Source organism: Cupriavidus taiwanensis LMG 19424, from assembly GCF_000069785.1.
GTDB lineage: Bacteria > Pseudomonadota > Gammaproteobacteria > Burkholderiales > Burkholderiaceae > Cupriavidus > Cupriavidus taiwanensis.
On record NC_010530.1, the window covers coordinates 485,731 to 498,779 of the forward strand.

14 protein-coding genes are annotated in these 13,049 nt (G+C 58.7%); 4 read left to right on the top strand and 10 right to left on the bottom strand.

Annotated features, from left to right (window positions below; translation table 11 throughout):
* Positions 1 to 183: 183 nt before the first annotated feature.
* From RALTA_RS17900 to RALTA_RS17910, 3 genes are all read right to left on the bottom strand, one after another.
* Positions 184 to 1,272, bottom strand: coding sequence for a M14 family metallopeptidase (locus RALTA_RS17900; RefSeq protein WP_012355292.1), 1,089 nt, complete (start codon positions 1,270 to 1,272; stop codon positions 184 to 186).
* 34 nt (positions 1,273 to 1,306) lie between these two features.
* Positions 1,307 to 2,065, bottom strand: coding sequence for a class II aldolase/adducin family protein (locus RALTA_RS17905; protein WP_012355293.1), 759 nt, complete (start codon positions 2,063 to 2,065; stop codon positions 1,307 to 1,309).
* A 61-nt stretch (positions 2,066 to 2,126) separates the two neighbouring features.
* A complete protein-coding gene (locus RALTA_RS17910; RefSeq protein ID WP_012355294.1) occupies positions 2,127 to 3,455 on the bottom strand; it encodes an MFS transporter in 1,329 nt (442 codons plus the stop codon).
* Positions 3,456 to 3,728: 273 nt separating this feature from the next.
* Between RALTA_RS17910 and RALTA_RS17915 the strand changes: the two genes are divergently transcribed.
* Positions 3,729 to 4,427, top strand: a complete 699-nt coding sequence (locus RALTA_RS17915; protein ID WP_041232451.1) for a Crp/Fnr family transcriptional regulator — start codon at positions 3,729 to 3,731, stop codon at positions 4,425 to 4,427.
* Between the two features lie 116 nt (positions 4,428 to 4,543).
* Here the strand turns inward: RALTA_RS17915 and RALTA_RS17920 are convergent, their stop codons facing one another.
* Positions 4,544 to 5,332 (bottom strand): SDR family oxidoreductase, encoded by a 789-nt coding sequence (locus tag RALTA_RS17920; protein ID WP_041232452.1) that lies wholly within the window; start codon positions 5,330 to 5,332, stop codon positions 4,544 to 4,546.
* Positions 5,333 to 5,380: 48 nt separating this feature from the next.
* Positions 5,381 to 5,854, bottom strand: coding sequence for a 2,4'-dihydroxyacetophenone dioxygenase family protein (locus RALTA_RS17925; protein ID WP_041232453.1), 474 nt, complete (start codon positions 5,852 to 5,854; stop codon positions 5,381 to 5,383).
* Positions 5,855 to 6,093: 239 nt separating this feature from the next.
* Here RALTA_RS17925 and RALTA_RS17930 point away from each other — a divergent pair, with 239 nt between their 5' ends.
* Positions 6,094 to 7,128 (top strand): AraC family transcriptional regulator, encoded by a 1,035-nt coding sequence (locus RALTA_RS17930; RefSeq protein WP_041232454.1) that lies wholly within the window; start codon positions 6,094 to 6,096, stop codon positions 7,126 to 7,128.
* Between the two features lie 78 nt (positions 7,129 to 7,206).
* On the opposite strand, the gene RALTA_RS29130 is transcribed toward RALTA_RS17930, so the two are convergent.
* Positions 7,207 to 8,097, bottom strand: a complete 891-nt coding sequence (locus RALTA_RS29130; protein WP_012355300.1) for a LysR family transcriptional regulator — start codon at positions 8,095 to 8,097, stop codon at positions 7,207 to 7,209.
* Between the two features lie 149 nt (positions 8,098 to 8,246).
* On the opposite strand from RALTA_RS29130, the gene RALTA_RS17935 reads away from it, so the two are divergent.
* Positions 8,247 to 8,639, top strand: a complete 393-nt coding sequence (locus tag RALTA_RS17935; protein ID WP_012355301.1) for a carboxymuconolactone decarboxylase family protein — start codon at positions 8,247 to 8,249, stop codon at positions 8,637 to 8,639.
* A gap of 214 nt (positions 8,640 to 8,853) precedes the next feature.
* On the opposite strand, the gene RALTA_RS17940 is transcribed toward RALTA_RS17935, so the two are convergent.
* The 4 genes from RALTA_RS17940 to RALTA_RS17950 form a co-directional block, all read right to left on the bottom strand.
* A complete protein-coding gene (locus RALTA_RS17940) occupies positions 8,854 to 9,801 on the bottom strand; it encodes an acetoacetate decarboxylase (ADC) (RefSeq protein ID WP_197536826.1) in 948 nt (315 codons plus the stop codon).
* Positions 9,802 to 9,911: 110 nt separating this feature from the next.
* Positions 9,912 to 11,147 carry an NADH:flavin oxidoreductase/NADH oxidase family protein gene (locus RALTA_RS17945; protein WP_012355303.1) on the bottom strand — a complete coding sequence of 412 codons (1,236 nt, stop codon included), beginning with the start codon at positions 11,145 to 11,147 and terminating at the stop codon, positions 9,912 to 9,914.
* Positions 11,148 to 11,200: 53 nt separating this feature from the next.
* Entirely contained in the window at positions 11,201 to 11,413 is a 213-nt protein-coding gene (locus tag RALTA_RS30315; RefSeq protein WP_012355304.1) for a hypothetical protein, read from the bottom strand.
* A gap of 37 nt (positions 11,414 to 11,450) precedes the next feature.
* On the bottom strand, positions 11,451 to 12,281 hold the full coding sequence (locus RALTA_RS17950; protein WP_041232456.1) for an alpha/beta fold hydrolase: 831 nt from the start codon (positions 12,279 to 12,281) through the stop codon (positions 11,451 to 11,453).
* Positions 12,282 to 12,498: 217 nt separating this feature from the next.
* Here RALTA_RS17950 and RALTA_RS17955 point away from each other — a divergent pair, with 217 nt between their 5' ends.
* Positions 12,499 to 12,951, top strand: coding sequence for a MerR family transcriptional regulator (locus RALTA_RS17955; RefSeq protein WP_012355306.1), 453 nt, complete (start codon positions 12,499 to 12,501; stop codon positions 12,949 to 12,951).
* Positions 12,952 to 13,049 lie beyond the last annotated feature (98 nt).

Consider the following 13,049-nt stretch of genomic DNA (forward strand, 5'->3'; position numbering starts at 1 on the left):
TGCCGAGCGCAACCCGATTGTTCCTGCTGGACCGGTTGAATCTGCAACCCTTCCGCACCGTTCGAGCCTTCCAAACTCGATGGCGGTTATCCGAGTCCAAGGTGGGAAAAGCGGCAGCCGACAGATTGAATGCAATCTCCCGGCCCACGCAGAATCGGCAGTTCCGTCCTATGCCCACGCAAATCAAAGGTGAGCGATTCCGGCTATGGCCCTGCTTGCCGCATCGATGCCTTGTGCTACCGTGGAGCGCTTCCACGAATCGGTGTTTGTGTAGAAGGCGTCGCGTATGCGCTGATCGATGCTTTCCCGGATAGTCGCTTCAACATGCGGTTGCCGATCTAACCACTGCGCAGCCCGCAAGGCATTTGTCACTTCGACGCCATCTTCCGTTCCGAACTCCAATATGACTCCGGTGTACTGTGCGTGACCAAAGATCTCGCTGGTGCCTATCGCCATCGTCCCGGTACGGGGTACCATCGGCCCGTCGCCGTGCTCCAGCCTTGTGACCCCGCTTCCCCACCATGATTGAGCGCGGTCGAGCGACCCTGCCTCGTCGGGTGACATTAGGACCATGGTCGCTTCGCCCTTCGGCCCCGTAGCGGTATGCAGATCAAGCCAGGCCAAATCCGAGCACTGCGCACAATGCTCACTCAAAATGGTGCGAATCACCAAATTCGACCAGGTGGGGGAGTGTCCCCCGAAGAACAATCCATCCGGATGACTATATTGCCCAGATGCGATGGCCGTTTCAATGCCGCGCATTCCATACTTTGCCGCGTAGTCCCAAAGTGTTCTATCTGCATCTGCGCAAGGCCAGGATTCCGGGACCAACGCATGAGCCAACTGCGAGTAACCGGGATTGGCGGGAAGTTCGATTCCTGGGGAAAAGTCGCGGAAGTTTCGATTGAGGTCGACATTGTCTTCGGTCCAGCGACGCCACCAGGAGAATCCCCATGGATTTAGTGCGTGGAGATAAAGGACTGCGATGTTTGCTTTGCAAGCGCGATCGTGAAACAGCCGGTCGCACAAGAGGGCATTCTGAACACCTGAGCCAGCGAAACCTTCCACACCATGGCAGCCACTGCTGATAATCAGCAGCCGCTGGGCGTCGATCGGCCCGACTCGCACGACGTCGACGGCCAGCTCTTCGCCGTGTCGGCCTTTGAGGCGATGTTTGAAGCTTTGAACCCCCAGGCCGGCGTTGTGCGCGGCGTGCTGGAATTTGGACCGCGCCTCTGAGTATGACTGTGCGAAGAATTCGGATGCGTTCATCGTCGACTCCTTTTGTATTTTGATTCGCAGCCGCTCAATCAGCATATCCGGGATTGCGGCGGTCCAGGCGGCGGAGCAGCCCAGGCCAGACGAGGCGATCTGAGCCCATCTCCCGTGTGGTGATGCGAGATTGTGCTGCGATTTCCTGGAGGATCTCCGGTGGGATGCGGATGAGGATGTCTCCGCCGGCCTGGGCGCGCACCTGAATTGCACAGGCGGCTTCCGCAAAGTACATGGCTACGAAAGCGTCGGCGATGGTCTTGCCAACGGTAAGCACGCCATGGTTGCGCAGCATGAGCACGTGCTTGCTGCCGAGATCGCGCACCAGGCGAGGCTTCTCGTCCGGGTTTACCGCAATGCCCTCATAGTCGTGATAGGCCAGCGACTGCAGCACAAAGAGCGATTGTTGTGAAAGGGGCATCAAGCCGCCTTGCTGCGCGGACACGGCAACACCGTTGAGCGAGTGAGTGTGCATGACGCACCCCGCGTCCTCCCGCGCCGCGTGCACCGCGCTGTGAATGGTGAAGCCCGCGGGATTGATCTCGTATGGCGACGGCGCTACCTTGTTGCCGTCCAGGTCGATTTTCACCAGGGATGACGCGGTGATCTCGTCGAACATCAGCCCATACGGATTGATGAGGAACTCGTGTGTGCCAGGTATTCTCGCGGAAATATGCGTAAATACCAGGTCGTCCCAGCCGAACATCGCCACCAGCCGATACGCGGCGGCCAAGTCCACACGGACCTGCCATTCGATTGGCGAGACGGAACGATAAACATCGGGCGTTTGCATGTTGCTCCTTTATGGATCAGGCAGGATGAGGTGATTGCGTGGGAACTCTCGATCGGGTCATTCATGTGCGCCTATCCTCCATGGCGCCACGCATGCCCGCGATGACGGCTAAGCTGGCGACAAGGAACAAGGCGGAAAGGACATAGATCGGCAGCGTCAGGCTCCCACTGTGGGTTTTGACAAGACCTACCACAGCGGGGCTCATGCCGGCCAGGCTCGAAAGCGTGCCGATGTATGCAATGCCGGCTGCAGCCTTGGCCTTGGGAAGGTAGCGAGTCGCCATCGCCCAGAAGATGGGCGTAGATGAGACCATCGCCGAGCCGCCAAACGTAATCGCAATCAGCGTCCAGGCGAGGCTGAGCTGCACGACATAGCCGAGCACGGCGAAGCCCAACGCAGCGACCAGGAACGCTATGCCCCAGTGCAGCCGTTGTTCGTTCTGCCGATCTGAATGACGACTGTAAGCGATCATCGCCACGATGCCGAAGGCGTTTGGAATGACAGCATAGAGACCAATCGCCTGAGGGTCATCGACACCCAACTCCCGGACCATGGTAGGCATCCAGAAGGCGAGGAAATAGCCAGCGCAACCATTGACGAACGCGCCGAATGCGAGCAGATAGATTCTGGCGTCTCGTAGCACTGGCCAGAATGCATGGCCCTGCACGGGCTTCTGGTTATCGGCAAGGCTTCTTTGGATGAGCGCTATCTCTTCGGCGTGAAGCCATTTCGCTTGGCTGGGATGATTGGGCAGGAAGACAAAGACAAGAGTTCCGACCAGAACGGTAGGCAGGCCTTCAAGCAGGAACATCCATTGCCAGCCCTCCAGCCCGTGCGCTCCATGTAGGGATTTCAGAATCCAACCGGACACGGGACCGGTCACAAATCCCGCCGCTACGTTCGCTGTCATGATCAGTGCGATAACGCGAGCGCGACGATTGGCAGGGAACCAGTAGGTCAGGTACAGAAGAATGCCCGGAAAGAAGCCTGCCTCGAACACGCCGAGCAGGAACCGGAGCACATAGAACTGCGCTGGTGTTTTGACCAGCATCGTTGCGGCCGATGCCAGTCCCCAGAGCACCATGATGCGAAACAGCGTTGCGCGGGCGCCGATACGCTGCAGCATGAGATTGCTCGGTACTTCAAACAATGCATAGCCGACGAAGAACATGGCTGCACCGATACCATATGCTGTATCGCTGAAGCCAAGGGATGACTTCATCTGCAATTGTGCAAATCCGATGTTTGCTCTGTCGATGAAGCTGAGCAAATAGCACAGGAAAAGGAAGGGAACTAGCCGTCTGGAAACCTTAGCGAAGACGGCATCCGCACGTCCGTCGATGCTGGCATCGGCTTCCGGGACGGTAATTGGGCTGGCAGAGCTAGTCATGGTTTTCCCTCAAGTGGCCGCGTGCAGATGTCCCGCGCGATGCTGTGCGTTGTAGCGGACGAGGCAAGGGCGCGCGAGTTCTCTCCGCACGCGTCGGCGTAGCTTGTCGGTACCGCGTCCGCGGTGAACAATGGAACTCACTTCGAGAGGTGGCGCGAGCAGGTCAGTTGGGGCATGATTTGTCTCCGTAGTTTTTGTTGACATCATCAGCCGTCTGGAAGAGCCATGTCTGTCAAAAACTTGCACTTTCCCGATTGAGTTCAATCCATCTATATGACCGATCTCGGCCAGGCACAGCACGCCGTCCTGCTATCGAATTCGTGGTTTGCTGAACTTCCAGTGGAGATCCAACGAGCACTCACCAGTCATGGCAAAGTGCAAGATGTCGCTGCGGGAGGAATGATCTACATTCGCGGCGGCGCTGCCGACGGGCTGTATTGCGTACTGAAAGGGGCGGTCCGGCTCAGCGGCACATCAATGCGCGGCAAAGAGGCAACGCTCGATTTGCTTGAGCCCGGCCAGTGGTTTGGTGAGCTTTCAATGATTGACGGTCTTCCCAGAGTGCATGACGCATGGGCGCATGTTGCCTCTCGGGTTGTCCTATTGCGGCCCGCCCATTTTCAGTCGCTGCTTCAGACGCATCCGAGCTTCGCCCGGCATTTACTACTACTTCAGAGTTCGCGTATGCGTGCGTTGCTCGCCGGTGTGGAAGCCTTCCTGGTGCGGCCTGGCGAAGAGCTTTTTGCGGTCCGTTTGCTTGATCTGGCCAGCCACTATGGGACCCAGACCAACAGAGGCGTGGAGATTGATTTGCCCTTGCCCCAGGATCTGCTGTCGCAACTGGTCGGCGTAAGCCGCCAGCGGGTGAGCCAGATCCTCCGTTTATGGGAGCAAGAAGCCATTATCTCGCAGCATTACGGCCATATCATCGTGCTGGATTTGGCGCGCCTGAAGCTGGTTGCGGGAGCCTGACCGCGGGTTCAGGGAGGTATTCGCTGGGGTGTGAAGAAAGGCCGCGACCGATGCAAGGTGTAGTGGGTCGCGGGCCACTGGGGAGGCGGATTGACTGCAATCCCGTGGAGCCAAACTTACGCGGGGCACAGTCCTCCGTCTACGACAAGCTCCGCCCCCGTGACGAATCGACTCTCGTCCGACGCCAAGTAGATCACGGCATACGCAACGTCATCGGGCTCACCAAGCCGGCCCATGGGGATGTTCCGGGTCAGTTCACGCATGGCGGCTTCTTCCCCCAGTCGCTGGAAGATCGGCGTGACGATGCCGGTACGTACGAACGCAGGATGCACGGAGTTGCAGCGTACATCGATCCGGTTGCGGGCGCAGTCAATGGCAACGGATTTTGTCAGCATCGTGACGGCGGCTTTAGAGGTATTGTAGGTAATAAGATGTGGATTGACTCTAAAGGCAGCAACCGAGGCAATGTTGATAATCGAGGACGGTTGTGATTCTCGCAAATGGGGAAGCGCGTGCTTGCATCCGAGCATGATGCTCTCGACATTGACTTCCATAACTCGCCGCCACTCCTGCTGCTCGATTTGCTCAATGCCGCCATTCGAGCCGACCCCCGCGTTGTTCACGAGGACGGAAATTCCTTCCATAGCGGTGCTCGCTTCGTCCAGCAGTGTCCGCCAACGGGATTCGTCGCGGACGTCCTGGCTCGCCGCCCACGCGACTTGTTTGCCGTGGATGGTGTTGATTTCATCCGTGATCCTGGTCAGCACTGATTCGTCGGCAAGGTCAGTCAGGAAGACCCGGGCTCCGTGCTGAGCCATGCGATGAGCGATTGCCTGTCCGAGACCACCGGCGGCTCCTGTAATGAATGCGTGCTTGCCGGAAAGGCGATTTGAAGTAGGGTTCATACTGTTCAATGGCACAAGGAAGTCAGCGACAAGATCGGGGGAACGGATTCAACCGCTGAATGCGGTGATATCCCTTGGGGTGATCCCGGCCTCCTCGCAGTAGGCGAGGTAGCGCTGCATGGCCGATTTCCAGTTCTCTATCGAGACGACCTGGTCTTTGTCATCCAGATAGATGAGATCGCCTTGAACAATATTCAGGGTAATGACCTCATCGTCATCGGGGAGGGCCTGCGGGGTGTGACTGGTACCAGCGGTTTCGAAGACCACGCTTCCCGGCCCCGCAATCCAGTCGTGCTCAATATACCGCCAGGACCCCTTCAGGGTGTACACGATGACCGTGCCGGTGTGGTGGTGCTTCGGCAACTGGCGACGCGATGGCGCCTTTAGCAGAACAATCATCTCGCCCCGGGTGGGATCAAGTTTGAAATATTTCAGCAATACGTCTGGCGTTTTCGCCGACATGGGTACCCACGGAATCGCGGCATCGTCGATACATGCAGTAGCCACTTGTTCATAGAACATTTCAAGTCTCCGATATAACAACTGCGCCAGGCCATGAGGGCTTCGCTGGCCACAGCGCGTGATGGATCAAATTGCAGGTGTCAGCTCGCCATAGCTGCCGCTGCACCTCTCCAGGCGGCCCCGGTGGACCGGATCGAGATCGCGTGGTCATCAGATGGTCGGCCTTTCCCATTGCCACCGCATTGTCAAAGTGAGACACTCCATTGTCATTTTGGGACAGTGATGGAAGTGCGGGGATCATGGTGTCCAGTTCATATCAGCGCTTGCCTAGTCGCTACTACTCGGCATTGGGGCGGATCGTATACAGCCATCTCCCAGACCCTCAGGAGTTTCTCAAGAGGACCGGTATTACTGCGCAAATGTTGCGTGATCCGGGGGGTGTGATTACGCTTGCCCAGTTGGATGCGCTTATCGAAGCCGCCTCCAGGGTGAGCGGGTCTGCCCATCTAGGGCTGGAGCTTGGGCGGCATGCAAGACTGACAGAGCATGGCCCGCTCGGCTATGCGTTGCTCTGCAGCGGGACGCTGGATGAGATGCTCAGGCTTGCTGCACGCTACTACCATCTGATCGTGCCGGTGTTCAAGATGAGATATGAGCGACGTGGATCGTTGGCGGAGATTACTTTCATGCCCAACGCCGCTATGCCGCGTCGCACTCTGCATTTTTTTGTCGAAGCCTTGGCCGTGTCGTTCCAGGTACAACTAGACGGCGTTCTTGGCGCGGATAGTGATGGGTATGAGATCTACCTGTCGACGGACGCGCCCGCCGATGTTCACCGCCTGTTAGGCAACCGTTTCGTACGTTTCCGCTTCGGTCAGCGACGCATTCCAGGCGTTACCGTCAAGCTGGCCACGTCGTCGCTCGATAAGCCACTCCCCATGGCCAACAGGCCAGGCATGACAGCGGCGGCCGCACAGTGCGAGGCCATCGGCGGAAAGCAACCGGACAACCGCGATCTGGTTAAATTCGTTGAAATGATGCTGCATGAGAGCGAAGGCATTTTACTGACACGCAGCGATGTTGCAGCCTCATTGAAGGTAACTGTGCGGACGCTGAATCGGCATCTCAGCAATCAGGGAGTTACCTTCAGAGATGTAGTCCAACGAGCGCGTTCTGCACAAGCTTGTGCGTTGCTCGAAGAGGGAAATATGACGATTTCCCAGATTGCCTCCCGCCTTGGGTTCAGTGAGGTCTCGAATTTCAGTCGATGGTTTCGCCAATACAATGGCGTGAGTCCCACCCGTTACGCCAATCGATACGAGCCTGACTGGTAGCCACCAGGCTCCTGGCAAGTTGGGCGCAGTGCGCTCTTTGTCGTCAAGCAACAAGACCGGCCATTAGCACCCCGGCTGCTAAGGGTGCCGGTTCACTGCTGTCGCTGCTGCCAGTATGTCCCGTACGCCTGGCCGATCCGCGGGCGAAGCTAGTCCAATGCCAACCGATAGTTCCTCGCCCTCGACCAGCGACCTGTAGGCGACGCCTGCGCGCTTCAAAGCGGTGAACGATTTTGGCAGCAGGGCTATACCCCGCCCATTGGCCACATCACCCAGTAGAACATGATGATCCGTTGGCTCCCTCAGTTTTGACGGAGCGAACCCATGACGGGAGAAAACCCTTTGGCAGTGGTCGTAGAACGCGGGTTGTCGCGCACGCTCGAACCAGAGGACCTTTTCACGTGCCAGGTCCGCGAGGCCAACTGTTCTGCGCTTTGCAAGATGATGAGTCGAAGGTATCGCGACGACCATCGGCAGTCGGTCGAGTTCTTGGACATCTAGCCCCTGCGCGCTTGTCGGCAGCGCTATGAAGGCTGCGTCCAGTTTGCCAGCGCGAAGCTGACGTATGAGCCGCGGCGATGTATCGGAGAAAGTCGACACGACCATTCCGGGATGAGCGGCTTGCACCCGTTGTGCCAGCCCGCTAAACCAGACCGGTTCCACGGCGCTGGTCAGCCCGAGCCGAAGGTTGACCGGCAAGCCTGGGGTCGTGAGCGCTGCTTCGGCATCGCGAAGCAATTTGGCAATTTTGCGTGCATAAGGTAGCAGCTTCTCTCCAGCCGGGGTGAGCGTCACGCCCTTGGTGTTGCGGTCAAACAGCCGCGTTCCCAACCGCTCTTCGAATTCTCGAATCGCACGACTCAGTGGCGGTTGAGAAAGATGCAGCGTCTCTGCCGCCTGGCGGAAGCTCAGCGCATCCGAAACGGCAAGGAAGAGCAAGAGAGAGCGGGAGTCGATACGATTGGACATATCAAAAAGGTATCACGAATTCGGTCATTCCGCATGAACGAGACTGGTTCTACAGTTGACGGACAAACGCTTCTGGAGAACTTCATGAACCTTGCTCACCCTGCTGCCCCAGGCCGTATTGTTCGGCGACATCGCGAAGGAGGTGGACAATGAACGCCGAACGTTACGAGCGTGGCGCACGGATGCTGGCTGCCGTGGATGGCGTGGCCGGTCTGGAGGTGGTCGAAACGCTGGCAAAATCGTTTCCGGACTTCGCGCGCTACGTGGTTGAGTTCCCATTCGGCGACATCTACACGCGGGAAGGGCTTGGCTTGCGCGAGCGGGAACTGGCAACGGTCGCAGCACTATGCGCACTTGGGAATGCATTGTCCCAACTTCGAGTGCATGTACATGCCGCCTTGCACGTCGGCTGCAAACCAGGGGAGGTGGTGGAAGTTGTGATGCAGATGGCGGTCTATGCGGGATTCCCGGCGGCGTTGAACGGATTGTCCGTCGTACGCGAGGTGTTCGCAGAGACCGGGATACAGCTACCACTGGATTGAGTTCGCGGGGCCGGAGGAATAGCCGGTCCCTGATCTCGGCGTGCGGGTGCGAGAGGCAACTGCCGACCCTTCTCAGCCATCCCAGGTCCGCGATATCCACGCGCCAAGTCGGGAAAATCTGTTGGAGGCTGCCTAAGATGACAAGAATAAAAGGCGGTAGCCCCCAGACATGCCTGCGTGGGGCTACCGGCGTCGACGCGACGACAAGAAGGGCTCACAGCGGCTTGGGAGAGTAGAGCGCGCTTTGGAATTCTGGCACGTACTCGTACTTGACCATCTTGCCAAGGTCCAGGGACTTGATGAACGTTGATAGACTTCCTTCAGTCAGAGTGAGGCTTACCGCCTCGGCACTAGTGCTGGAGGCATGACTGAGCTGACGGGAAGTTGCATGGCCCGTGGTCAATTGTCCATGCTGATCGACATTGGTAAAGCTATTGGTCACCATGGAGATATTGCTCGATAGGTTGGCCAGCTTCCTGGTTTCCATGGTGACATCGACTTTGCCCGTCTCACGGTCAAAGATCTCGACGACAACCGACTTGTCGGTCTCGCGGTAGTTAATGCCCGTCAGCCATTTCGGCAGGTTGTAACCGACCACCCCACGCACCCTGGCGAGTTCGGTATTGACCGGAAGCTTCAGCACGTAGCCCCAGAAGTCGTTCGACATCGCCTGACTCATCAAGGTGAGCGGTCCAAAACTGGAGCTGCCCGGTCGATTCGTGATGACGGAGAGACCAATCTCGTTGTAGCTGTCGTTGTCGCAATAGTCGTAGGCGTAGGCAGTGAGTGCGACAAGGCCTCTGCCCGGCCAGACCTGCAGCGGTTGAACCTTTTCCAGGACTTGGGCAGGCATCAATTCCCGAAGCTTGTTCAAGTCCGCGGTGAAGATGACCGTCACCCTGCTGTTCTTGTAGTAGAAGTTTGGCGAATAGGATTCAAAGCCAATATCCACCTTCTCCTTCTTGAGCCCTTTGAACCAACTCAAGTCAACGTCCGGAGCTTCCGATGCAATGACGGAAAGGGGAGGGTTGGAGCGATAGCGGTCATACAGCCCGCCTTTAACCACAGGGACGTCATGGCCGGCGATGCTGATTGTTGTGCTTTCGGTTTGCCTGGTTTCCGATGTGCCATCGGCCCACGCAGGATTCGAGAGGAAACTCATGATTACCCCTGCTGTAGCTGCAAGACTGCTGATTTTCATTTTGACGATACTTTGGGTGCTTAAGTTGAGACAGGTCCGGTTCGGGAGGGATTGCAGCGTTTTCTGGCCGGTCAGGCATGGACGCGCTGAGCCACCCAGCGCCGGTATTGGCGGACGCGGCATGCGTTGGACACCTGCTGCAGGATCAGCGCGCGCAGCGGTGACACCCTGGGATCCGTGGCCTTGCCTCGGCTGAGCTTGCGCAGTTGAAACTTGACTGCCGCCATGTTGGCCAATGAGGCCAGCGGCTTGTTCTTCCAACTGATCGGCAGCAACGCAGGCGCACTGTCTTTGCCAGCACGCCAGTCGCGCGGCAGATTGGGGTCGATGGCCAGGGCAGTACCGATGCCAACCATGTCCACGCCGCTCCTGACCACTTGCTCGGCCACCGGCCGACGGCGGATGCCGCCTGTGACCATCACTGGCATCTTCGCCACCGCGCGGATGTCGCGGGCGAACTCGACAAAGTAGGCCTCGCGGGCGAGCGTGCTGCCGTCGCGGGCTTCACCCTGCATGGCGGGAGCCTCATAGCTCCCTCCCGACAGCTCGACCAGGTCGACGGCAAGCTCGTTGAGCGTCTTCACAACCTGGCGGGCGTCATCCGCGGTGAAGCCGCCACGCTGGAAGTCGGCAGAGTTCAGCTTGACGGCAACTGCGAATCCGGGCGAAACCCCGGCGCGTACGGCCTTGACGATCTCAAAGAGCAGGCGAGCGCGGTTCTCCAGCGGACCACCCCACGCATCTGTTCTTTGGTTGCTCAACGGCGAGAGGAATTGGCTCAGCAGGTAGCCGTGCGCCGCGTGAATTTCGACGCCCGTGAAACCGGCCTGTTCGCCGAGTTGCGCCGTACGGGCAAAGCGCTGGATCACGTCCTCGATGACCTGCTGCGTCATCGCCTGCGGCGTGTTGAAGTGCCGGGACATGTTGCCCAGGTTCATTGATACGGCGGAGGGAGCCCACGTGGGCTGGCCGAGATTGGCAGGCATCTGGCGACCGGGATGGTTGATCTGCAGCCAGAACTGCGCTCCCTTGGACCGGCCCACCTGTGCCCAGCGCTTGAACCTGTCCAGGTGTCTGGTGTCTTCCAGCACAACGCCGCCAGGTCCGGTCATGGCACGGCTGTCCACCATCACATTGCCGGTGATCAACAGGCCGGCACCCCCCTCTGCCCAAGCCTTGTACAGCCGCATCAGCGCTTCGGAGGGCGCGTGGTCGGCGTCCGCCATGTTCTCTTCCATGGCGGCTTTGGCGATGCGGTTTGGAACGGTTGAACCGTTGCGCAGGATCAGCTTGTCGAAAACGTTCATGGGCTCACCTCGTCTGTCTTGGTCAGACTTTAAGGTTGAAGTCAACTTCAAGGTCAATGACTTTTTTTGAGGTGCTTGCGCGTCGCCGTGCATCGCGGCGAGATCTGCGCCGAATTGGGCGCTCGTGCGACGACCTCGGGCAGGGGCTCCCGGTTTGCAATGACGGTACCCGTCACATAAAAAAGCCCGCCACGAAACTCGTGGCGGGCAGGACTGCATTTTTTCGCGGCATTGCGCTTGAGCGTCTTGGATGGCTTCGCGCTCATCAGGAGCCAGAAGCTGTGCTTCCGGCTACCGTGGCTGTCAGCCGCGCACGAACGCGAGCAGATCCGCGTTGATCGTTTCAGCGTTGGAAGTGGGCATGCCGTGCGGGAAACCCGGGTAGGTCTTCAGGGTGCCGTTCCTGAGCAGCTTCGCCGACAGCGGGCCCGAGTCCGCATAAGGGACGATCTGATCGTCGTCGCCATGCATCACCAGAACAGGAATCGTGGCGCTCTTGAGGTCTTCGGTGAAGTCGGTCTGCGAGAAGGCAACGATGCCGTCATGGTGAGCCTTGGCGCTACCCATCATTCCCTGCCGCCACCAGTTCCAGATGACGCCTTCCGACGGCTTTGCGCTGGGGCGGTTATAGCCGTAGAAGGGGCCCGCGGCAATGTCGTAATAGAATTGCGCACGGTTTGCCGCGACTTGCGCCTGGAAGTTGTCGAACACCTCCTTGGGCAGTCCGCCCGGATTCTTCTCGGTCTTCACCATGATCGGCGGGACGGCGCTGATGAGTACCGCCTTGGAGACGCGGTCTTCCCCATGGCGGGCGACGTAGTGGATGACCTCGCCGCCGCCGGTGGAATGGCCGACATGGACAGCCTTCTGCACGCCGAGGTGGTTCACGACCGCCGCCACATCATCCGCATAATGGTCCATGTCATGGCCGTCCCAGACCTGAGCGGATCGCCCATGGCCGCGGCGATCATGCGCGACGACCCGATAGCCTTGCGCCAGAAAGAAGAGCATCTGGGCATCCCAGTCGTCAGCGCTGAGCGGCCAGCCGTGATGAAAAAAAATCACCTGTGCGTCCCGTGGCCCCCAGTCCTTGTAGAAGATCTCAACGCCATCCTTCGTTGTCACGTATCCCATTTCGCTTCTCCTATGTCGTGCATAAGCCTTCAATCGGCGATGTGCGCGCTGACATTTGCCGCGCGGAGGTCGAGTCCTGGTCATTTCCAGACAGGCAAATGAGGGGAGGGAATGTGGCCCGGGACACCGTGCCAGCCAGGCAGGCCTCCCTTGCCCGGGCCAGGATTCACTGTAGGATTAAAGTGAACCTTAATGTCAATGATTTCTTAGGTGCTGTATGAGAATTGGAGAACTGGCCAAGCTCAGCGGTCTGACGGCCTCCCGCATTCGCTTTTACGAGGCCGCCGGACTGATCCTGGCGGTCGAGCGCCAGTCGAATGGCTATCGCGACTACCCGCCTGAGGCGGTATGGATTCTGGAAATCATCGCCAGCGCGCAGAGTGCTGGGTTCTCGCTCGATCAGATCCGCCATCTGCTACCGCTCGGTTCGGGGAACTGGCAGCACGATGAGTTGCTGGATGCTCTCAAGCGGAAAGTTGCCGAAATCGAGGACATGCAAAAGCGCCTCAAACAAAACAAGGCCCATCTGCTTGCCGCCATCCGCAACATCGAAAACCGGCCAGAGGATATGACCTGCTCTGCCAGGACGAAGTGGGTGCTGGACCGGCTCCGCGAAGAAGGGGCCGTCGTGCCAGCCCGGGATAAGACCCGTCGCCGTGCGGCGAGCTGATCCCGGAGAGTCGGGAGTGAGTCCCTCCTGGACTATCCGCATTGATGCTTGACATTCAAGTTAAGTTCAACCTTAAAGTGCGGGCTGCCGGCTGTCAG